The sequence below is a fragment of the Eikenella sp. NML99-0057 genome (assembly GCF_001648535.1).
GTDB lineage: Bacteria > Pseudomonadota > Gammaproteobacteria > Burkholderiales > Neisseriaceae > Eikenella > Eikenella exigua.
The window spans coordinates 612853-633112 of sequence record NZ_LXST01000001.1; the positions used below are offsets into that span (position 1 = coordinate 612853).

A 20260-nucleotide genomic window follows, 5' to 3' on the forward strand; every position below is an offset into this window, starting at 1 on the left:
TTTTTCAGGTAGCCTATTGCTTACTCCACCAACTCGCCGCGTAACGAGAAAGTGAAGGCTTCGGTGATTTCGATCTCTACCATTTGATTGATGAGCGACACATCGCCGGTAAAGTTCACCACGCGGTTATTCGCCGTGCGGGCTTGGAGCTGGTCGGGATCTTTTTTGGAGATGCCTTCCACCAAACAGCGCTGCACTGTGCCGAGCATGATTTGGTTGATGCGCGCCGTTTCCGCTTCAATCACTTCGTTCAGCGCTTCCAAGCGGCGCACTTTTTCTTCGTGCGGCGTGTCGTCGGGCAGGTTGGCCGCGGGCGTGCCGGGGCGCGGGCTGTAAATAAACACGAAGCTCAAATCGAAGGCGATGTCTTTCACCAGCTTCAGTGTTTGCTCGAACTCGCGCTCGGTTTCGCCGGGGAAGCCGACGATGAAGTCGCTGCTCAGGCATAAATCGGGACGGATGGCACGCAGTTTACGGATGATGGATTTATATTCCAAGGCGGTGTAGCCACGCTTCATCGCACTCAATACGCGGTCGGAGCCGCTCTGAATCGGCAAGTGCAGGTGCGACACCAGCTTGGGCAGGTCGCGGTAGCATTCGATGATGGCATCGGAAAATTCGCGCGGGTGGCTGGTGGTGAAGCGCAGGCGTTCGATGCCGGGAATTTCATGGACGATGCGCAGCAAGGTGGCAAAGTCGCAGATTTCACCGTTGTCCATTTCGCCGCGATAAGCGTTCACGTTCTGCCCCAACAAGTTGATTTCTTTCACACCTTGCTGCGCCAGACCGGCAATTTCGGTCAGCACGTCGTTAAGCGGGCGGGAGAATTCTTCGCCGCGCGCATAGGGCACCACGCAGAAGCTGCAATATTTGGAGCAGCCTTCCATGATGGAGATAAACGCGCTGCCACCGTCCAAGCGGGCAGGCGGCAAGTGGTCGAATTTTTCGATTTCTGGGAACGATATATCCACCTGCGAATGGCCGGTGGTTTCTTTATCCACAATCATTTGGGGCAGGCGGTGTAGGGTTTGCGGGCCGAATACCACGTCCACATAAGGCGCGCGCTCGATAATTGCTGCGCCTTCCTGCGAGGCGACGCAGCCTGCCACACCGATGATCACATTGGGATTTTTCTGTTTGATGGGTTTGATGCGGCCGAGGTCGGAAAACACTTTTTCCTGCGCTTTTTCGCGCACGGAGCAGGTGTTAAACAGAATGATGTCGGCGTTGTCCGGCTCGGCAACCTGCTCGATGCCGCCGTGTTCTTCGGCGAGAACAGCAAGCATTTTGTCGCTGTCGTATTCGTTCATTTGGCAGCCGAAGGTGCGAATATAAACTTTTTTCATGGTTTGTTCTTCTTTGGTGTCCCGTAATTGCGGGGCTGATGATTTGCGGAGGCGGCATTATACGCAGTACGCCGTGGGATGAAAAGGCGGAGTTAAAACAAAATGATGTAGTATGATTTAAGGCTACCTGAACTCCTGCCAAATCGAAGAAGTTCAGGTAGCCTTTTGAGGCCAAACCAGCGCTGCATAACAAACGGCAGGTTGGCACACACCAAGGCCACCAGCAACAGCAGATACATGGCCGCAGTCATCGCCCTGCCCAATGTCGGTTTAGAATGTTTTTAGTGCATAACGCGTCTTTCGATTTAATCGAAACGCATTTCGACATAACCGGAAATAGAGAAGCCTTTGCAGAAGGAGTGGCCAACGAAGCCGTAGTTGGCAAGGATGTGGCACAAGTCGGGATGATTTTCGAAGACGATGCTGTACGGCGTGTGTCATCTCCACCGCAGCAAGCCAAGCCGGAGGTTACCGGCCACAGCGAACCAATGCACACATAGTTGAGCACAGTATCCCCACTGGGGATTATGAACCCTTTAATTCAGAATGCATTCTGCTCCCATTCCAGTGCTCCTTTTTTTCCATTCATACACAAAGCCTACGCCGAGCACGACGATGAAGACAAACATCGACCAGAAGGCAAACTTCCTCAACTGCGCCAACAAATCTTTGAACACCTCTGCCCATGGAATCATAAATTCCGCTTCCAAATCGAACAGGATGAACAAAATCGCCATCAAGCAATAACGCACATCAAACTTCATGCGCACATTTTCAAACTCCTCAAAGCCGCATTCAAACGGCTGGTCTTTTTCAGCATGGTGGCGCCTGGTGCCCAGCAGGATACATGGCACGCCAGCAATCAGACCAACTAAAATTAAAGATAAGTACGGAAAAATAGTTAGCCGACATAGATTGCACTCTGAAATATACATAAAAATGCAGGTAAAACCATCTCATATTAGAACTAAATTCTTACCACATTCAAAGTAAGTAGGATAAAAAGTATAATGTTACTAATATAGTATATGATGATAATGATTTTTTATATTAGAATAACGCAAGCAAAAACCCTTTGCCCTCCATACAGTTTTGATTTAAATCAATGTCATAAGTTTGGCCATATAAAATGTATGGATATAGCGCATGATTTCCCTGCCGCAGGCTACCTGAAAGCAGTTTGTCGCCGCAGTGCAAAAACGTGTAGAATACGCTGGTTTGCTATTGATGCCAGATTGGGGCGCCAAACTTATGGATCCTTCCGGTTCCCATCCGATTTTGTTTTCCCTTATTTATTCTTCCTGATTTCTCCCGTGCGCCATTACCGTGATGCACGGTAAGGAGTGCGCATGCCTACCCTACTGCCCTCTTCCGAACAACCGCAGATCGACACCGGCCGTATTCACGAACTGGCCGATGCCCTGCTGCCGGTGTCCAACACCATCCGGCCCGAAAGCGTGCTGGATAATCCCTATCTCAACAGCTGCCTGGCCGAGCTCATCGAAATTCTGCACGAGCTGCATCCAGCCGATATTGCCGCCGTACTCGAATCACTGCCGCTGCAATCGCGCCTGTTAGTGTGGAAACTGGTTGAACCGGAGAGCGACGGCACTATTCTGCTTGAAGTATCTGATGCCGTCCGCGAATCTCTGATTGAAAACATGGAGCGGCAGGAAATCCTGGCTGCCGTGGAAGACATGGACGTGGACGACTTGGCCGAGCTGGCCGACGATCTGCCGCGCCAAGTCGTGGCCGAAGCCCTGCAATCATTGGATGAAGACGAACGCGCCAAAGTACAGGCCTCCATGTCGTTTGCCGACGACCAAGTGGGCGCTATCATGGACTTCGAGTTGGTGAGCATCCGCGCCGATGTTACCTGCGAAGTGGTGATGCGCTACCTACGCCGCTTCGAGAGCCTGCCCGACCACACCGACAAAATCTTCGTGGTCGACGAAAACGACGTACTGCAAGGCGTGCTGCCCATCCGCAAGCTCCTCGTGGCCGACCCCGACGAAATCGTCGAGCACATCATGGCGCGCGATATTGTGCGCTTCCGCCCTGAAGACAATACCGAAGAAGCCGCACAGGCGTTTGAGCGTTACGACTTGGTAACCGCGCCCGTGACCGATGCCGATGGCAAACTCATCGGCCGCCTGACCGTGGACGAAATGGTGGACGTGATTCGTGAAGAAACCGAAGCCGATATGTTGAACATGGCCGGTTTGCAGGAAGACGAAGACCTGTTCGCTCCCGTGCTTGATTCCGTGAAAAACCGCTGGATATGGCTGGCCATCAACCTCTGCACTGCCTTCCTCGCCAGTCGTGTGATTGGCGCATTCGAAGGCAGCATTGCCCAAATTGTCGCCCTGGCCGCGCTAATGCCGATTGTGGCCGGTATCGGCGGTAACTCCGGCAACCAAACCATCACCATGATTGTGCGTGCCATGGCCATGGGACAGCTTTCAGGTAGCCAGGCGCTGCATCTGCTGCGCAAAGAAGTGGGGGTGGCACTGATCAACGGCGTGATTTGGGGCGGCGTGATGGGCGTGGTGGCCTGGCTGCTGTATAAAAACATCGGCATCGGCCTGGTGATGGTAGCCGCCATGACGCTAAACCTGCTGCTCGCCGCCACCGTGGGCGTGCTGATTCCGGTGATCATGGATAAACTCGGCCGTGATCCGGCACTAGGCAGCTCGGTACTGATTACCGCCGTTACCGACTCCGGCGGCTTCCTGATTTTCCTCGGGCTGGCTACAATCTTTTTGCTTTAACACCAGGTTCAAATTTTCAGGTAGCCTTTTCCTACTACACAAAGGCTACCTGAAAAATTGAGCGGCAGAAAACTTATAGCTGCAACAATGATGTTTCATACAAGGCGGTGGTCCGTAGGCAGTACTAAGTAGTACGGCTAAACGAGCCAACAAGGCATGAAGAAATAAGTATTTTAGTTATCCTCCACCATACGGCGATAGCCACTTCAATTAAAAAAGGCTACCTGAAACCTCTCGGCACTTTCAGGTAGCCTTTCTCTTTAACTCAATACAACTGGCTAATGCCCCGCCTCCATCTTTACCACCTCATGCGGATTAAGACGGGCATGGTCTTCCTGCCCCAAGCCGACCAGTCGGCGCAGGCGGGTCATGTAGAGGTTCACATCCAGCCCCTGCCCGTTGCGCTGCGCACTCCAAATGGTTTCGGCCAGCGCGTCCATCACATCGTGTTCGGCGCGTACCCAGTCGCCAGCATAACGGCCTTGCAGCTTATGGTGGATGGCGCGGATGCCGGGCGGTTGGTCGATGTCGCTCTGTTCCTGTATCGAAAGGTGCAGCGACAGATGCAGGAAGGGATTGGTCTCGCCCTGCTCCGGCGTCCAGTTGCAGCGAGGCAAGGCATTGCCGCCATACGTCGGCAAAAAAGCGGCGCACGTCGTGGGTGTTTACATCATACATTTCAGCTAGCCTTTGGCGCCTAATCGCGGATAACCAAGGTTTTTGCCAACATATCCTGCCCAGTGCGGCGGTTGCCGTCTTCCATAAACATCATGAGGATGCAGGCAGCGGCCACCACCAAGGATAGCATGCCACCGATAAGCGGGATGAATTTCAGCAAGATGGCCAACGGCAGCAGAATGACGGCTTCGCGCAACAGAAGGTATTGCACCAAGCTGGGCTCGCTGCCGTCTTCGCTAATCACGCGAATGCCCATAATGCGTTTGCCCAGGCTCTGCCCGCTATTGGCCATCAACATGGCCTGCCCGATCACATAGGCAAGCATCGCGCCATAGCCGATGAGGGCAGGGTTGCCGAAATTGCTGCCAAATAGGCTGCCGACTAGGCCAACAATAAAGCCGACACCGATGGTAAACAGCAGTAGCATCAACAGGTTAAATGCTGCTGCAGCTATCCGCCGCCACGGCGCCGCCAGCTCTACATTGATGCCGTCTTCGTCAAACGGTTCGTCTTCCAAAACGGCGGAACGGAAAACTTGTTTGATCTCTTCGCCTATCTGACTATTGAAGTTTGGTTTACGAAAATCCCGCATAATTTTTCCTTTCTGATTAGTCTGACGGTTTGCTTACGGGGCTACCTGAAAACCTGTCTCCTGCTGTTTTCAGGTAGCCTGAATGCTGCTACTGATACCGTTGACCATTATGCTCCAACCAGCCATCCGCATGACGGCCGGCCGGGTCGTGGTGCGTCCAGTGGATCACGCCGCCTTGGGCGTTGTATTCGTATTTGCCGGAAAAGCCCACTGTATCGCCGCGCTGCAAACGCGGAATTCGCGGCGCGAGGTCGATATTGTGTGCCACCAATACGGTTTGGCCGTTGGAGAGTTTCATGATGAAACGCTGGTGGCGCGAACCTTGGGTGTCGTCGGGCAGAGTGCGGTGCACTTTGCCGCTGCCGCTCACCTGCACATCGCTGCGCTGCTCGGCAAAAGCTTGGGCAATCAGTTCGGCACCGTCTGTAGCACCCGGCTTGGCAGAGGGTTGGGTAGCGTTTCGGTGTGGTACACGCGCCTGTTCGACTACGGCGGTTTGCGGCTGTGCCGCACCCTGCTCCGGCTTGGATTTTGGCTGTTCGGCAAAGTGGAAATAGGCGGCGATGCCGAGCAACACCAAGAGCCACAGCCATTTGTTTTGTTTCTTATTCATTGTTGTTTGAATTAGTTAGCAGGCTACCTGAAAGTTTGAGCTTATGGAAGTTGCGTTTTAGCTTCGCAGAAACTCCGCTTCCTTCGGAAACTCCGTTTTCAGGTAGCCTCAAACAGGTTAATCGTCGTGCCGCACATCGGGCAAGAGCAGGCTCAGGAGAATCGCCAGCAGCGCGCACAAGCCCACACCCGCAAAGCTGAAACTGCCCAGCTTCATTTCCATGCCGCCCACGCCCACGGTGAGCACCGAGCTCACAATCACCAGGTTTTTCGGCTGCATCAGGTTTACCTGCGCATCGATCAGCGTTTTCAGTCCCAGTGAAGCAATCGTGCCGAACAGCAGAATCATCACCCCGCCCATCACCGGCAGCGGAATCGAAGCCAGGAAAGCATTAAATTTGCCGAAAAATGCCATGCAGATGGCGAAGATGGCCGCCCAAGTCATGATGGCCGGATTGCTGTTTTTGGTAAGCATCACCGCGCCCGTTACCTCGCCGTAAGTGGTTACCGGCGGGCCGCCGATCAAGCCGGCCACGCACACGCCCAGGCCGTCGCCAGCCAGCGTTCTGTGCAGCCCCGGCTCGGCGGCATAATCCTTACCGGTTACCTTGCCGATGGCCATGATGCCGCCGATATGCTCAATTGCCGGGGCAATCGCCACCGGCAGCATAAACAGTGCGGCCTGCCAATTCACCTGCGGCGAATGGAAATGCGGCACGGCAAACCACGGCGCGGCGGCAATCGGCGCGGTATCCACCATACCCATGGCCAAGGCCATCAAATAGCCGGCCGCTACCCCGATTAAAATTGGCACCAGTTTCATCATCTTGCTGCCAAACACCGCCACCATCACGGTCACCGCAAAGGTGAAACCAGAAAGCAGCAGCGAATGGGTGTAATCCAACACTTGATTGCCGCCGGCCTGGCCCATCGCCATGCTGCTGGCCACCACGGCCACCGAAAGCCCGATCACCATAATCACCGGCCCGATCACCACCGGCGGCAGCAATCGGCTAACCATCGGCAACCCGAAATACTTAATCAGCGCGGCAAACACAAAATACATAAAGCCAGCCGCAAACAGCCCGAACATCGTGCCGCCCATGCCCCATTCCTGCATGGCATAGATAATCGGCGCGATAAACGCAAACGACGAACCCAGAAAAATCGGCACCTTGCGGCCGGTCAGCGCCTGAAACAGCAGCGTACCGATGCCCGCACCCAACAGCGCCATCGCCGGGTTCAACCCTGTGAGCAGCGGCACCAGCACCATTGCGCCGAAGGCCACAAACAAAATCTGCGCCCCCGCCACTGCGGTTTTAAAAGATTGGAACATGTCTCCTCCTCGAAAAATTCAGTCGGCAAAACGGACTGGATTATACCCGAGAGCCTGTGCGTCCGCATCGCTTGGGCTACCTGAAAATATGAAAATCCTGCTGGCTCAAAACCACTCCGGCAAAAGAAAAGGCAAGACAACGCTGCAACCCAGGCCAAGGGAATCCGCCATATAGTTTTCAGGTAACCTGCCATGCCATTTGGAGGCTACCTGAAAACGGTAGGAATACACTTTCCCTACACGCAGGCATACAAAAGGCTACCTGAAACTTTTAGCTTGGCAGAAACTGCGTTGCGTTTTCAGGTAGCCTTTGTTTACCACTTCATCTCACACATCATAAGTGCCCACTGCATAAGCTTCGGCCAGGATATGCCCGCGCATGGCGAAGTGCAGGTCGTTGTAGCGGAAACCTTGCGGCAAGTTGAGCTTGGTGTCGAGCGCATACACAAACAATTCGTAGCGGTGGCGGCAGTTGGGCGGTGCCATACCGCCATAAGCAGAGGCTTCTTCCAAATCGAGCTGCCCCAGCACGCTGGCCCAGCTGTTGGCGCCCTGCACATAATCTTGGGCCGTTTGGCTGTCGTTTTCCGGCACAGAAGTGCGGGTGAGGTCGGCAATCAGCCAGTGCACCCACACGAAGCCGCTGGCAGTAATGGCATCTTTGTCTTCCAACACCACAGCGAAAGATTGGGTTCCGGGCGGGGCATCGCTGATTTCAAACGGGATGGAATAAGTGGGCATGCCGTTGGGGCTGAATTGGCTGCCGCGTTTGCCGAAGCGGTCGGCGAATGCGCCATTTTGGATGGCGGAAGTGCTGACTTTCATGGTGTTCTCCTGTGGTTGGATAAGCTAATTATAACCGCAAATTAAAGCACATATCACAGACTCACCAGCCAGCAAAGATTTCAGCCAGCCTTAATTGTACCGGAGGTTAGCTGCAAACCAGTAGCAGTAGGTTTTATCTCCGTTTCAATCGCTTGTGCTGATCAAATAATAATGTCGATATTGGGCATGAATGCCCTGCTTAATGCTTGCCGATACCCACGCAAAAGGCTACCTGAAACTTTCAGGTAGCCTTTCTTGGTGCCTAATAGGCAGCTGCAAGCCTAATATTTTACCAGTACCGCGCCCCAGGCGAAGCCACCGCCGATGCCCTCCAAAAGCAGGGTGTGGCCGCGTTGGATGCTGCCGTGGCGCACGCCCCAGTCGAGGGCGAGGGGAATAGAGGCAGCGGAGGTGTTGCCGTGATCCTGCACGGTGAGCACCACTTTTTCCATGCCGAGTTTGAGATGTTTGGCAGTACTTTCCAGAATGCGGTAGTTGGCCTGGTGCGGCACCAGCCAATCGATTTGCTCGGGGATGAGGCCGGCTTCGGCAATCACGTCTTCGGCCACTTTGGCCAGCGCTTTCACGGCGAATTTGAATACGCCGGGGCCGTCCATCTGCAAAAACGGTGTGCCGCAAACGGCGCCGTTGGCAATCTGGCCGGGGGTTTGCAGCAGGTGGCCGTAGCTGCCGTCGGCCAAGAGTTTGCTGTGCAGGATACCGGGCTCGTCGGATGCGCCGAGCACCACGGCGCCGGCGCCGTCGCCGAACAGCACGCAGGTGCGCCGATCGGTCCAGTCCATGATGCGGCTGAACACATCGGCACCGATTACCAAAGCTTTTTTGGCCATGCCGCTTTTGATGTAGGCGTTGGCGGTGGTGATGGCATACATAAAGCCGGCACACACGGCCTGCACATCGAACGCAGGACAGCCGCTGATGCCGAGCTTCTGCTGCACGATGGTGGCGGTGGCGGGAAATTGCATATCGGGCGTGGAAGTGGCCACGACAATCAAATCAATTTCAGCTGCATCCACCCCTGCGGCTTCCAGCGCGTTTTGCGCAGCGGCTACGGCCAAGTCGCTGCATTTTTCGTTGTCGGCGGCGATATGGCGGGTTTTGATGCCGGTACGGGTGGTAATCCACTCGTCTGAAGTGTCTACAATTTTGGCTAGGTCGTGGTTGCTGAGTGTTTTGGCCGGCAGGTAGCTGCCGGTGCCGAGGATTTTGGCGTAGGTCATGAGTGTGTCGCTTTAGGGTTAATCTACTGCTGGGAAACGGCGTATTTTAAAGATTTCCGCCGGGTTTGTCTCATGATTTATCCAAACTTCATGCGAAATACCGCCGTTGCATATGCCTTTATTAATATTAATACAAAAACAAATTATTTGTTTGTGTGCCGCTTTGCAATTATCATGCACCCCGTATCCAATCCACACTTCACAGGAGCCCCTAATGAACAATATCGCCAACAACATCGTTGATTTAATCGGCAACACCCCGCTGGTTTACCTCAACCGCCTCACTGAAGGCCTGCCCGGCAAAGTGGCCGCCAAGCTGGAATACTTCAACCCCGGCAGCAGCGTGAAAGACCGCATCGCCATCTCCATGATCCGCGCCGCCGAAGCAGCCGGCCAAATCAAACCCAACACCATCATTGTGGAAGCCACCAGCGGCAACACCGGTATCGGCCTAGCTATGGTTTGCGCCGCTTTGGGCTATAAACTGGTCATCACCATGCCGGAAACCATGAGCAAGGAGCGCAAAATACTGCTACGCGCCTACGGCGCCGAGCTCATCCTTACCCCCGGCGCAGAAGGTATGCCCGGCGCCATCGCCCGAGCCCAAGCACTGGTGAACGCCCACCCCGGCCAGTACTTTATGCCGCGCCAGTTCGACAACCCCGCCAACCCCGAAATCCACCGCCGTACCACTGCCGAAGAAGTGTGGCGCGACACCGACGGCCAAGTTGATATTTTCGTTTCTGGTGTGGGTACCGGCGGCACGCTCACCGGTGTGAGCGAAGTGCTGAAAAAACACAAACCCTCACTGCAGGCCTATGCAGTTGAGCCTGCCGCTTCCCCCGTATTGAGCGGTGGTGAAAAAGGCCCGCACCCGATTCAGGGCTTAGGCGCAGGTTTCGTGCCGCAAACCCTGAACACCGAAATCTACGACGGCGTGATTACCGTGGCCAACCAAGCCGCCTTCGATACCGCCCGCGATGCCGCCGCCAAAGAAGGCCTCTTGGTGGGCATCTCTTCCGGCGCCGCCATCTGGGCTGCCTTGGAGCTGGCGAAAAAACCGGAAAATAAAGACAAACTCATCGTAGTAGTGCTGCCTTCCAACGGTGAACGCTATCTTTCCACCCCGCTGTTTGAAGACCTCGCCTCCTAAGGCAATCCAATGCCAAAAAGCCGCAGCCATGCGGCTTTTTTCGTATTTCAAACCTGCCAGCGTGTTGTAAATTTGTCGGAAAAACCGCCAAAAACTTGCCCCGCCGCTCGATTTTCCCTATAGTTAACCGCATTAATGGAACTGTTACCTTAAGTCAAAACATGAAAAAATATATCCCCATCCTCCTCGTTGCCGGCCTGCTCGGCGGCTGTAACCTCATTTCTTCCCCCAACAACACACGCCAAAACACACAGGCCTCACCGCGCTACACCCTAGCTGCCAGCCACTGGGGCGATGTGGCTAAAATCCGTAATGAAGCCACCCGTTTGGGCTACGAAGTAAACAAAGGCCGTATAACCAAAACCCAGGCTGCGCAGCAACTCAACCGCTTCCGCATCAACTTAGTCGGCCGCAACAGCGTGGACGACAGCATGTATGAAATCTACTTGCGCTCTGCCGTACAAAGCCAACAAGGCCGCATCACGCCCGAGCAATCTAAAATCTTCGTGCGCAACGCCCTGCAAGGCTGGCAGCAACGTTGGCCCAATATGCAAAACCGTCCGTCCAACCCTGCGTTCACCAACTTCCTGATGGAAGTGATGAATATGCAGCCGCTGAAATAAACAAGCTGCACGAATCAGCAAAGGTTACTGAAAGTTTTAGCTCTGCAGAAACTCTGCTGCGCTGCGTTTTCAGGTAGCCTTTTATTTTGTTTCTTCAATATTGCCGAAGCACATTTTTCATATAGTTATAGAGTCCCTAATTAACTGACACAAGGCAGTGAGTAGCAGGACAGTACAAGAGTACAACAAAGCGAATTAATCCCGTAGCAATTGGTTAAGGGTTTCACTATACATAAATAAAGCTGCTTTGCCACACACAGCGCACAACCCTCGTCTCTATTTGATTTTCCAGCACAATTATCAGTCTATTAAACCACCCTGATACAACAAATCTTTACTAAATTTTAAAGGTGAACGAAATGGTGTATCATTCTCCCTATGATATACCTAAAACCATTTATAACAAATAGCGCATAGATATCGATGAGCATCTGTTAGGCAATACCGATATCTGTCCAAATTCTGAATTAAGGAGAAGTTTATGTATCCGATTCAAGAACCACTCCGCAGCGGTATGCTGCCTGTATCTGAGCTCCACACAATCTACTGGGAGGAAAGCGGTAATCCTGCAGGCATCCCTGTTATCTTCCTGCACGGTGGCCCCGGCGCCGGATCTAGTCCGGCTTGCCGGGGTTTTTTCAATCCGGAAAAATACCGTATCATCATCATCGACCAACGCGGCAGCGGCAAATCCACCCCCTATGCCGATACCCGCGAAAACACTACCTGGGACTTAGTGGAAGATATTGAGAAAGTAAGAAAAATGCTTGGCATTGAGAGCTAGCTGGTATTCGGCGGCTCATGGGGAAGCACCCTTTCTCTCGCCTATGCCGAAACCTATCCCGACCGTGTATGCGGCTTGATTTTGCGTGGCATTTTCCTCTGCCGACAAATTGAAATTAATTGGCTGAGCGAAGAAGGCGGCGTAAGCATGATTTATCCCGAACAGTGGCAACGCTATTTAGCCGCCGTGCCGCCAGAGCAACGTGCCGGCTCGTTGGTGGAGGCTTATTATTGGATGCTTAATTCGCCCGACCCCGCCGTGCATCTGCCCGCCGCCAAAGCCTGGGCAGATTGGGAAAGCTGGCTGATTTGGTTCGACCCCAAACCGGTGGACGAAGACCCACAAGCCTCTTTGTCTATCACACGACTTGAAAACCACTATTTCATGCACCAAGGCTGGTTGCAGGGCGATAAATCCATCTTGGCCAACGCCCACAAAATCCAGCATATCCCCACCATCATCGTGCAAGGCCGCTACGACCTTTGCACCCCTACCCGCAGCGCATGGGATTTGAAGCAGGCACTGCCGCAGGCTGATTTGCGTATTATCCAAAGCGGCCACTACGCGCAAAACCCTGCCATCGCCGATGCCCTAGTGCAGGCCACCGATGAATTTGCCGAACGGCTCAGTGCTTGATTTATTCCGTTGAACACACGCGATGAGGCTACCTGAAAACCGTTTTGCTGCTTCAGGTAGCCTCTTTGATTTAACGCCAATCATGTCTAGCAACTAACTGCTATCATTTTGCTGGCAATGAATGCTAACCAACACGCTCCCAACATATTGCAGTAAGCTATCAGCAATCTCTAGGCTACCGCTGCCGCCAGCCTGCATTAACCACCCTACCCCCACTCAAAGGATAGCCAAACATGACAACCCGCACCGAACACGACCTCCTAGGCGAACGCGAAATCCCCGCAACCGCCTATTGGGGCATCCATACCCTGCGCGCAGTGGAAAACTTCCAAATCTCCGGGCAGAAAATTTCCGACGTACCCCAGTTTGTACGCAGCATGGTGATGGTGAAAAAAGCCGCAGCCCAAGCCAACGGCGAGCTGGGCGCACTCAAGCCTGAAATCGCCGCCGCCATTGCCCAAGCCTGCGACGAGGTGCTGATTAAAGGCCGCTGCCTCGACCAGTTCCCATCCGACGTATTCCAAGGCGGCGCCGGCACTTCGGTGAACATGAACACCAATGAAGTGATCGCCAACCTCGCCTTGGAAGCCTTAGGCCACGCCAAAGGCCGCTACGACATCGTCAACCCCATGGATCATGTGAACGCCAGCCAATCCACTAACGACGCCTATCCCACCGGCTTCCGGCTGGCCGTGTATACCAGCATTGGCGAACTGCTGGGCCAACTGGCACACCTGAAAAACACCTTTGCTGCCAAAGCTGATGAATTCAAAGACATATTAAAAATGGGTCGCACCCAGCTGCAAGATGCCGTGCCCATGACTGCCGGCCAAGAATTCCAATCCTTCCAAGTGCTACTGGCAGAAGAGGAAACCAACCTCGAACGCACCCGCCAACTGCTGCTGGAAGTGAATCTCGGCGCCACCGCCATCGGTACAGGCATCAATACGCCGCAAGGCTACGCACCGCTGGCCGTGCAAAAACTCTCCGAAATCAGCGGCCTGCCCTGCAAGCTCACCGAAAATCTGATCGAAGCCACCTCCGACTGCGGCGCCTATGTGATGGTGCACGGTGCCCTGAAGCGCTCCGCCGTGAAGCTCTCCAAAATCTGCAACGACCTGCGCCTGCTCTCTTCCGGCCCGCGTGCCGGCCTGAAAGAAATCAACCTGCCGGAAATGCAGGCCGGCTCATCGATTATGCCCGCCAAGGTGAATCCCGTGATTCCCGAAGTGGTGAACCAAGTTTGTTTCAAAGTAATCGGCAACGACACCGCCATCACCTTCGCCGCCGAAGCCGGCCAGCTCCAGCTCAACGTGATGGAGCCGGTTATCGCGCAATCCATGTTTGAAAGTATCTCGCTTTTAGGCAACGCCGCCATTACGCTGGCTGACAAATGCGTGCGCGGCATCACGGTAAACCGCGAAATCTGCGAACGCTACGTCTTCAACTCCATCGGCCTGGTAACCTATCTCAACCCCTATATCGGCCACGAAAACGGCGACTTGGTAGGCAAAATCTGCACCCAAACCGGCAAAACCGTGCGCGAAGTGGTGCTGGAACGCCAGCTCTTGAGCGAAGCGGAGCTCGACCGCATCCTGTCGCCACAAAACTTGGCCAATCCGCGTTTGTGAGCTTAAATTGAAAAAGAGAAAGGCTACCTGAAAACCGATAATCGGTTTTCAGGTAGCCTTTCCAGTTGAAGCACATTTTTTCATACAAGGCGGCGAACCGCAAACAGTACAAATAGTACGGCAAGGCAAGTAACCCTGTAGGAAGTGGAGTGCTTTTGCTACTACTCACCACTACTATTTCGGTACGACTACAGCAAAGAGGGGGCAGGTGGTCGGAGAGTTGTTACCAGAGCAACCCCTGGTGGCTTACTGCGTTTAATACGGTAACATCCTATCCCTGCCGGGTGGCTGAATTTCGCAATGCAGCACGCCACGTCGTTCGAGCCGGTTTACCGATACGTTTAGATTGGTGCGCATCTGCAGCGGCAGGCGGCTGAGGATGGCGTTGCCGTGGTGGCGACCGGCATAGGTGGCGTTTTGGCCGTAGCTGTAGGCGAAAGTGAGCTGCCTGCCGATCACTTCACCGTGCGGTTCGGCAGGAAATTCGGGCACGTTCTGCTGCCGTTTGTGGTGTACACCCTGCACTTCCTGCAAAAACAGGATGTCGGTATCGAGATGTTGCAGGGCATTGACCATTTGCGGCAGTTGTAGCCGCCGATTTAACGGCGACATGCCTTTGTGGATATTGTAGGTGGTGATGGAAACGGCGCGGCTCATGGTGTGGCGTGGCAAAGAAATTTAATGCTGTTTTTCAGGTAGCATCTTATGTGCTAACCTGCAATACTCTGCTAAATATGTCCTGTCTATGCCATTTTCCAACTGCTTCAGTCAAAACTTTTCATTTCTGTTGTATTCAGCCTGCTTGGCATCCGTTTCCTGACATCCCGCCCTATTTCCAGGCAAAACAAAAGGCTGCCATTCGGCAGCCTCGGGGAAACACGGCAGCAAATTAACGTTTGAACATATTGCCGTATTTCTGATTGAATTTGTCCACACGGCCGGCGCTATCCACGATCTTCTGTTTACCAGTGTAGAACGGGTGGCACTCGGAGCAAACTTCAATGTTGAATTCGGTTTTGCTCATGGCAGATTTAGTGGTGAATTTGTTGCCGCAAGAGCAGGTAACATTGACTTCGTGGTAGTCGGGATGAATTTCAGGTTTCATGGTTTTTCCTTTAAAAAGCGGGTATAGGGAATTTGCCTATACTACAGACAAGCGGCGGATTGTACTTAAAAACGTCCATTAAGGCAATAGGCTGCGCGCATATTCGGCTACCTGAAAACTTATTTTTCGGCTATTTAGGCTGTGAACGCAACTGCTGCAAATGCGTCCGCACTTGGCGCACGTTCTCTTCGGTAAACAAATCCTCGATATTGCGCCAGATGCTGTGGAAACCGTAGGGGCCGTGGCGCATTTCATTTTTGGCTTGCTCCACCGTCCAGCCCTGGTAGATGATGCGGTACATGCCGGCAATCAGGCCTGTGCGGTCGGCGCCGTGGTAGCAATGGATCAACACCGGCCCTTCAGCCTGCTGCTGTTCAATCAAATATAGCGTTTCGGCCACCTGTTTCGGCGTAATCCGCCAAGTGAGCAGTGGGCGGTTGAACAGCGCGATGCCCCGGTCGGCCAACACTTTGCGGTCGCCGCTACGGTTAAAATAGCGCAGATTCACCACGCTTTTCACGTTCAAAGATTGCAATAGCGCCACATCTTCTGCCACTGGCTGCTCGCTGCGGTAGAGTTTGTCGTCCACCCGATACAGATTGGCCGCCTTGCTCACCTGCTCCGCCCAAGCAGGCTGCCCGGCCGGCGGCGTTTGCACCTGTGCCTGCGGCTGCGCACAGGCGCTCAGCATAAGTGCCAGCAACAGCCCACCCAAACAGGTTTTATTCATTTTTGTTCCCATTGCGTAATCTCTTTATTTAATTCTGTAACACGCTATTCAAATGAAACTTTCAGGTAGCCTTCATCGCAATCGCAGGCTACCTGAAAAACAATAATGGCACGCATTGTAAATAAGCATGCCCGTTCCGACAACCGCCGCTGCACTTGGAGGCTTTGTCTAAAAAATGTACAATTCCCAATTTACAGCAGTTCAGCTTTATGCAAATCGGCCCCTACACTGTTTCCCCCGCCGTGGCGCTCGCGCCGATGGCCGGCATCACCGGCAAACCGTTCCGCATGCTGGCACGGCAATTCGGCGCGGGCTGGACGGTGGGCGAAATGATCAGCAGCAACCCCGATCTGCAAAACACGCGCAAAACCCTCAACCGCATCGACCGCAGCGGCGAAAGCGGTGTGATTGCCGTGCAGATTGCCGGCAGCAACCCGGCTCAAATGGCCGAAGCCGCCCGCTACAACGTGGCGCAGGGCGCGCAGCTTATCGACATCAATATGGGCTGCCCGGCCAAGAAAGTATGCCAGGTGCAGGCCGGTAGTGCCCTACTGCAAAACGAGCCCTTGGTGGCCGAAATTTTAAATGCCGTGGTGCGCGCAGTGAGTGTGCCGGTTACCCTCAAAACAAGGCTGGGCTGGCACGACGAGCACAAAAATATCCTCACCATTGCCCGCATGGCCGAAGACGCCGGCATTGCTGCCATCGCCATCCACGGCCGCACCCGCACTCAAATGTATCGCGGCCAGGCCGAATACGGCCTGATTGCCGAAGCCAAACGCCGACTAAGCATTCCCGTGTGGGTAAACGGCGATATCGACAGCCCGCAGAAAGCCGCGCGCGTATTGGCTGAAACCGGCGCCGACGGCGTGATGATCGGCCGCGCCGCCCAGGGTCGGCCTTGGCTGTTTCGCGATGTGGCACACTACCTCGCACACGGCAGCCTGCCGCCGCCGCTGCCTTTTCAGGTAGCCTCCGAAGCCCTGCTTGGCCATATCCGTGCCATGCACGGCTTCTATGGCGAAGTAGCCGGCATGCGCATTGCCCGCAAACACATCGGCTGGTATCTGGCCGACCTGCCGGAAGGCGAGACCGAACGCCGTCGCCTCAACGCGCTGGAGAGTGCCGAAGCGCAATACAACGGGCTAGCCGCCTTTTTGGTCGCACAGTCCGAACAACACGAATACTGGCCCTGCCCCTGGCGGCAGGCCTGAAACACCGCAAACCGCACAAAGGGAAGCTGGCAATACCCGCTGCTTCATAATGTGCCGGTTTGCCACCCCCATTTTTACACCACAATAATAAAAGGAGAGCAAAATGCTCCGTCAGAACAGCCATATCACTACTTGCATCGAAAACAGCCTGCAGCAATACTTTACCGATCTCGACGGCCAACCGGCGCACGACGTGTATCAAATGGTGTTGCAGCAAGTAGAACTGCCGCTTTTGCGCTGCGTGATGGCGCATTGCGAAGGCAACCAATCCAAAGCCGCCCAAGTGCTCGGCCTAAACCGCAATACCCTGCGCAAAAAGCTCACCGCCCACGGCCTGATTTAGCAGCCGCGCCATTGCCAATATTTTTCAGGTAGCCTCTTACTCCAAAACCACAAGGAACACCTAAATGACCAAAATCGGCATCATCATGGGCAGCAACAGCGATTGGGCCGTAATGCAGCACGCCGCCGCCGTGCTCAAACAATTCGGCATCGCCTACGAAACCCGCGTGGTTTCCGCCCACCGCACACCCGACTTGATGTTTGAATACGCCGAAACCGCCCGCGAGCGCGGCCTGCAGGCCATTATTGCCGGCGCTGGCGGTGCCGCCCACCTGCCCGGCATGGTGGCCGCCAAAACCACTCTGCCCGTGCTCGGCGTGCCCGTGCCCAGCAAATATTTGCACGGCGAAGACTCCCTGCTTTCTATCGTGCAGATGCCCAAAGGCATTCCCGTGGCCACCTTCGCCATCGGCGAAGCCGGTGCCTCCAATGCCGCCCTCTTTGCCGCCGCCCTGCTTGCCAACCACGATGCCGCCATCGCACAAAAACTTGCTGATTTCCGCGAAACCCAGCGCCAAACCGTGTTGACCATGGAACTGCCCGAAGTCGAATAGCTAAAACCCTGCTTGCCTAGCCCGTTTGGCCGTGTACTGACTGTACTTCTGCAGCGGGCTGCCCGGCATGAAAGAAAGGCTTCAGCTGCAAAATCCACGCTATTCAGGCTACCTGAAAGCAACACCTGCCGTCCGGCAAAATAGCAATTATTGCCAGACAAAGCCGCACAAACCGGCAAAAACGCAAGGATTGTTCGCCAAAACTGCCAAGCTGTGCCACAATCCACCCACTACCCCCCCCTAAACGAGAACCCGCCATGACACAAGAAACCGCCTTGGGAGCCGCCCTCAAATCTGCCGTGCAGACCATGAGCAAGAAAAAGCAAACCGATCTGATTGCCGACCACATCTACGGCAAATACGACGTGTTCAAACGCTTCAAACCCCTGGCCTTGGGCATCGACAAAGACCTCGTTGCCGCCCTGCCCCAATACGACCCCGCCCTGATTGCCCGCGTGCTTTCCAACCACTGCCGCCGCCCGCGCTACCTTAAATCACTGGCACGCGGCGGCAAACGCTTCGATTTGAACAACCGCTTCAAAGGCAAAGTCAGCCCCGAAGAGCAGGCCATCGCCCAACAACACCCCGCCGTGCAGGAAATGCTTGCCCGCCAAGCCGCCAAACAGGCCGAACAACAAGCGGCCGAGGCTGAAGCCGCCGTTGCCGAACAGCCCGCCGAAGCCGCAGCGGAAACTGCTGCTCTCGTCGCAGAAACCCCTGCCGCCCCGGCAGCCGAATAAATCTACGTCCCATAAAGGCTACCTGAAAAGTTTCAGGTAGCCTTTTGTTGTGCTTCAATATGAATTAGCGCCAATGAATACCCACAACCACACTACAGGCTACCTGAAACTTTCAGGTAGCCTCAAACTCTAATCCCACATAAGGAAAACCACATGCGCACACCCATCCTCCTACCCATCACCGCCCTACTGCTCGCTGCCTGTGCCGGCAACCCCCTGCCTCCGCCCACCACCGACCAACCCACCGACACCTCCATGATCAACACCGCCTATTGGACTGCCCAGCCCTATTGCGCCGGCCGTGTGCAAATGCGCCTGCCCGCCGAGCGCCGCTACGGCTCAAGAGACCAAGGCCAAACTGAAAACTACCACTACAATGGCTGGCATATCAAACACTACGCCGACGATTGGCGTTTCCTCAACGTCATCCTCACCCAAAGGTGGCAAGGCGGATTTAACCGCTATTTCGATCGGCGCACCGGCCACGGCGAAGGCTATATCGGCGAGCGCGAGCTCATCCCCGGCCGCGCCTTCCTGCAATTCACCCGCAACACGCCCATGTTCGACGGCAGCCGCCTGAGTTCAAGCCTCGGCATCCGCTACGAAGCCGAGCTCATCATCAAACTTGGGCCAAACGGCGGTTTCCATACCGACGGCAGCTTCAAAATCCCCACCCCCGGCGGCACGGAACCACACAACTGGCGACAGCAGGAACGCCCGCTGCTCGACAAGGCAACGCAGGAAATGCGCCGCGAGCTCACCTCCCGCCTGCGCGAACGCCAGCCATACGAAGTGCCGCGCCGTAAAGGCGTATGCATCCCCGACGGCTTTTTTGCCGACAACGGCGATATCCCCTTTAAAGCCAGCACCAGCGTTTATTTCACCGGCCAAGACGACACCTACATCCTCATCGTACAAGGCCGCAACCCGCGCAGCGCCTCCATCGCCAACAGCCGCAACCACCCCGACACCGAAGGCTTGAAAGGCTTTATGCAATCGCTCACCGCCCGCGCCGTCCGCCAAGGCCCGCGCACCATCAACGGCATGCCCGGCTACGAAAAAATCAGCCGCTGGGACGGCAACCACTACCTGCTTAGGTGGGAGCGCGAAAGCGACCACCTCGTAATGATGCCCTTCGGCATCGAAACCTTCGACAGCACCAAACGCAGCCAACAGGAAATCTTCGCCATTTGGGATACTGTCCTGGCCACCCTCAAACCGGTGGAATAACCCGGCAACCCAAGCAAAAGGCTACCTGAAACGGTTTTTCTGTTTCAGGTAGCCTTAATTTATCGGATGTAGCACAGCTATTGCCGCGCCTCCTGGCGCAGGCAAATTGATCTGACG

Annotated in this window: 19 protein-coding genes and 5 pseudogenes; 10 read left to right on the forward strand and 14 right to left on the reverse strand. The window is 54.7% G+C overall.

Going from position 1 to position 20260, the window contains the following annotated elements; genetic code table 11:
* Window positions 1-20: 20 nt before the first annotated feature.
* From miaB to A7Q03_RS02995, 5 genes and pseudogenes are all read right to left on the reverse strand, one after another.
* Window positions 21-1346 (reverse strand): tRNA (N6-isopentenyl adenosine(37)-C2)-methylthiotransferase MiaB, encoded by a 1326-nt coding sequence (gene miaB / locus A7Q03_RS02985; RefSeq protein ID WP_067447166.1) that lies wholly within the window; start codon window positions 1344-1346, stop codon window positions 21-23.
* 92 nt (window positions 1347-1438) lie between these two features.
* Complete coding sequence (locus A7Q03_RS10550) at window positions 1439-1597, reverse strand: DUF2818 family protein (RefSeq protein WP_231863705.1); 159 nt, start codon at window positions 1595-1597, stop codon at window positions 1439-1441.
* Between the two features lie 57 nt (window positions 1598-1654).
* A pseudogene (locus A7Q03_RS09700) lies at window positions 1655-1774 on the reverse strand (NADH-quinone oxidoreductase subunit C); the annotation flags it as partial.
* A gap of 1 nt (window position 1775) precedes the next feature.
* Window positions 1776-1887, reverse strand: a pseudogene (locus A7Q03_RS09705) (NADH-quinone oxidoreductase subunit B); the annotation flags it as partial.
* Window positions 1888-2258: pseudogene (locus A7Q03_RS02995) on the reverse strand (NADH-quinone oxidoreductase subunit A).
* Between the two features lie 437 nt (window positions 2259-2695).
* Between A7Q03_RS02995 and mgtE the strand changes: the two are divergent.
* Complete coding sequence (mgtE, locus tag A7Q03_RS03000) at window positions 2696-4117, forward strand: magnesium transporter (protein ID WP_067447170.1); 1422 nt, start codon at window positions 2696-2698, stop codon at window positions 4115-4117.
* A 278-nt stretch (window positions 4118-4395) separates the two neighbouring features.
* On the opposite strand, the pseudogene A7Q03_RS09710 reads toward mgtE, so the two are convergent.
* The 6 genes and pseudogenes from A7Q03_RS09710 to A7Q03_RS03030 form a co-directional block, all read right to left on the reverse strand.
* Window positions 4396-4795 (reverse strand): annotated as a pseudogene (locus A7Q03_RS09710) (DUF1841 family protein).
* Window positions 4796-4814: 19 nt separating this feature from the next.
* Window positions 4815-5387 (reverse strand): RDD family protein, encoded by a 573-nt coding sequence (locus tag A7Q03_RS03010; RefSeq protein ID WP_067447173.1) that lies wholly within the window; start codon window positions 5385-5387, stop codon window positions 4815-4817.
* A gap of 88 nt (window positions 5388-5475) precedes the next feature.
* Window positions 5476-6000 (reverse strand): DUF3465 domain-containing protein, encoded by a 525-nt coding sequence (locus tag A7Q03_RS03015; RefSeq protein WP_067447175.1) that lies wholly within the window; start codon window positions 5998-6000, stop codon window positions 5476-5478.
* A 117-nt stretch (window positions 6001-6117) separates the two neighbouring features.
* Complete coding sequence (locus A7Q03_RS03020) at window positions 6118-7335, reverse strand: uracil-xanthine permease family protein (RefSeq protein ID WP_003822960.1); 1218 nt, start codon at window positions 7333-7335, stop codon at window positions 6118-6120.
* Between the two features lie 327 nt (window positions 7336-7662).
* The gene (locus tag A7Q03_RS03025) at window positions 7663-8160 is read right to left on the reverse strand and encodes a YbhB/YbcL family Raf kinase inhibitor-like protein (protein WP_067447177.1); all 498 of its coding nucleotides are present in this window, start codon (window positions 8158-8160) and stop codon (window positions 7663-7665) included.
* A 281-nt stretch (window positions 8161-8441) separates the two neighbouring features.
* On the reverse strand, window positions 8442-9401 hold the full coding sequence (locus A7Q03_RS03030; protein WP_067447179.1) for a beta-ketoacyl-ACP synthase III: 960 nt from the start codon (window positions 9399-9401) through the stop codon (window positions 8442-8444).
* Window positions 9402-9615: 214 nt separating this feature from the next.
* On the opposite strand from A7Q03_RS03030, the gene cysK reads away from it, so the two are divergent.
* The 4 genes and pseudogenes from cysK (at window position 9616) to aspA (ending at window position 14228) form a co-directional block, all read left to right on the forward strand.
* On the forward strand, window positions 9616-10554 hold the full coding sequence (cysK, locus tag A7Q03_RS03035; RefSeq protein WP_067447181.1) for a cysteine synthase A: 939 nt from the start codon (window positions 9616-9618) through the stop codon (window positions 10552-10554).
* 161 nt (window positions 10555-10715) lie between these two features.
* Entirely contained in the window at window positions 10716-11177 is a 462-nt protein-coding gene (locus A7Q03_RS03040; protein WP_067447183.1) for a prokaryotic membrane lipolipid attachment site family protein, read from the forward strand.
* Between the two features lie 481 nt (window positions 11178-11658).
* A pseudogene (pip, locus tag A7Q03_RS03045) lies at window positions 11659-12597 on the forward strand (prolyl aminopeptidase).
* Window positions 12598-12830: 233 nt separating this feature from the next.
* Window positions 12831-14228 (forward strand): aspartate ammonia-lyase, encoded by a 1398-nt coding sequence (aspA, locus tag A7Q03_RS03050; RefSeq protein WP_067447185.1) that lies wholly within the window; start codon window positions 12831-12833, stop codon window positions 14226-14228.
* Window positions 14229-14483: 255 nt separating this feature from the next.
* Here aspA and A7Q03_RS03055 read toward each other — a convergent pair whose 3' ends face one another.
* The 3 genes from A7Q03_RS03055 to A7Q03_RS03065 all read right to left on the reverse strand — a co-directional run bounded on the left by A7Q03_RS03055 (window position 14484) and on the right by A7Q03_RS03065 (window position 16063).
* Window positions 14484-14885, reverse strand: coding sequence for an endonuclease/exonuclease/phosphatase family protein (locus A7Q03_RS03055; protein WP_067447187.1), 402 nt, complete (start codon window positions 14883-14885; stop codon window positions 14484-14486).
* A 232-nt stretch (window positions 14886-15117) separates the two neighbouring features.
* Window positions 15118-15333 (reverse strand): 50S ribosomal protein L31, encoded by a 216-nt coding sequence (gene rpmE, locus A7Q03_RS03060; protein WP_064090120.1) that lies wholly within the window; start codon window positions 15331-15333, stop codon window positions 15118-15120.
* A 130-nt stretch (window positions 15334-15463) separates the two neighbouring features.
* A complete protein-coding gene (locus tag A7Q03_RS03065) occupies window positions 15464-16063 on the reverse strand; it encodes a dual specificity protein phosphatase family protein (protein WP_231105397.1) in 600 nt (199 codons plus the stop codon).
* 209 nt (window positions 16064-16272) lie between these two features.
* On the opposite strand from A7Q03_RS03065, the gene dusB reads away from it, so the two are divergent.
* From dusB to A7Q03_RS03090, 5 genes are all read left to right on the forward strand, one after another.
* Window positions 16273-17277: a tRNA dihydrouridine synthase DusB gene (dusB, locus tag A7Q03_RS03070; protein WP_067447189.1), complete on the forward strand. Its 1005-nt coding sequence runs from the start codon at window positions 16273-16275 to the stop codon at window positions 17275-17277.
* Between the two features lie 103 nt (window positions 17278-17380).
* Complete coding sequence (locus A7Q03_RS03075; protein ID WP_067442493.1) at window positions 17381-17620, forward strand: Fis family transcriptional regulator; 240 nt, start codon at window positions 17381-17383, stop codon at window positions 17618-17620.
* A gap of 64 nt (window positions 17621-17684) precedes the next feature.
* A complete protein-coding gene (gene purE / locus A7Q03_RS03080) occupies window positions 17685-18173 on the forward strand; it encodes a 5-(carboxyamino)imidazole ribonucleotide mutase (RefSeq protein WP_067447191.1) in 489 nt (162 codons plus the stop codon).
* A 257-nt stretch (window positions 18174-18430) separates the two neighbouring features.
* Window positions 18431-18913: a ProQ/FINO family protein gene (locus tag A7Q03_RS03085; RefSeq protein WP_067447193.1), complete on the forward strand. Its 483-nt coding sequence runs from the start codon at window positions 18431-18433 to the stop codon at window positions 18911-18913.
* A 153-nt stretch (window positions 18914-19066) separates the two neighbouring features.
* Window positions 19067-20143 carry a T6SS immunity protein Tli4 family protein gene (locus A7Q03_RS03090; protein ID WP_067447195.1) on the forward strand — a complete coding sequence of 359 codons (1077 nt, stop codon included), beginning with the start codon at window positions 19067-19069 and terminating at the stop codon, window positions 20141-20143.
* Window positions 20144-20260 lie beyond the last annotated feature (117 nt).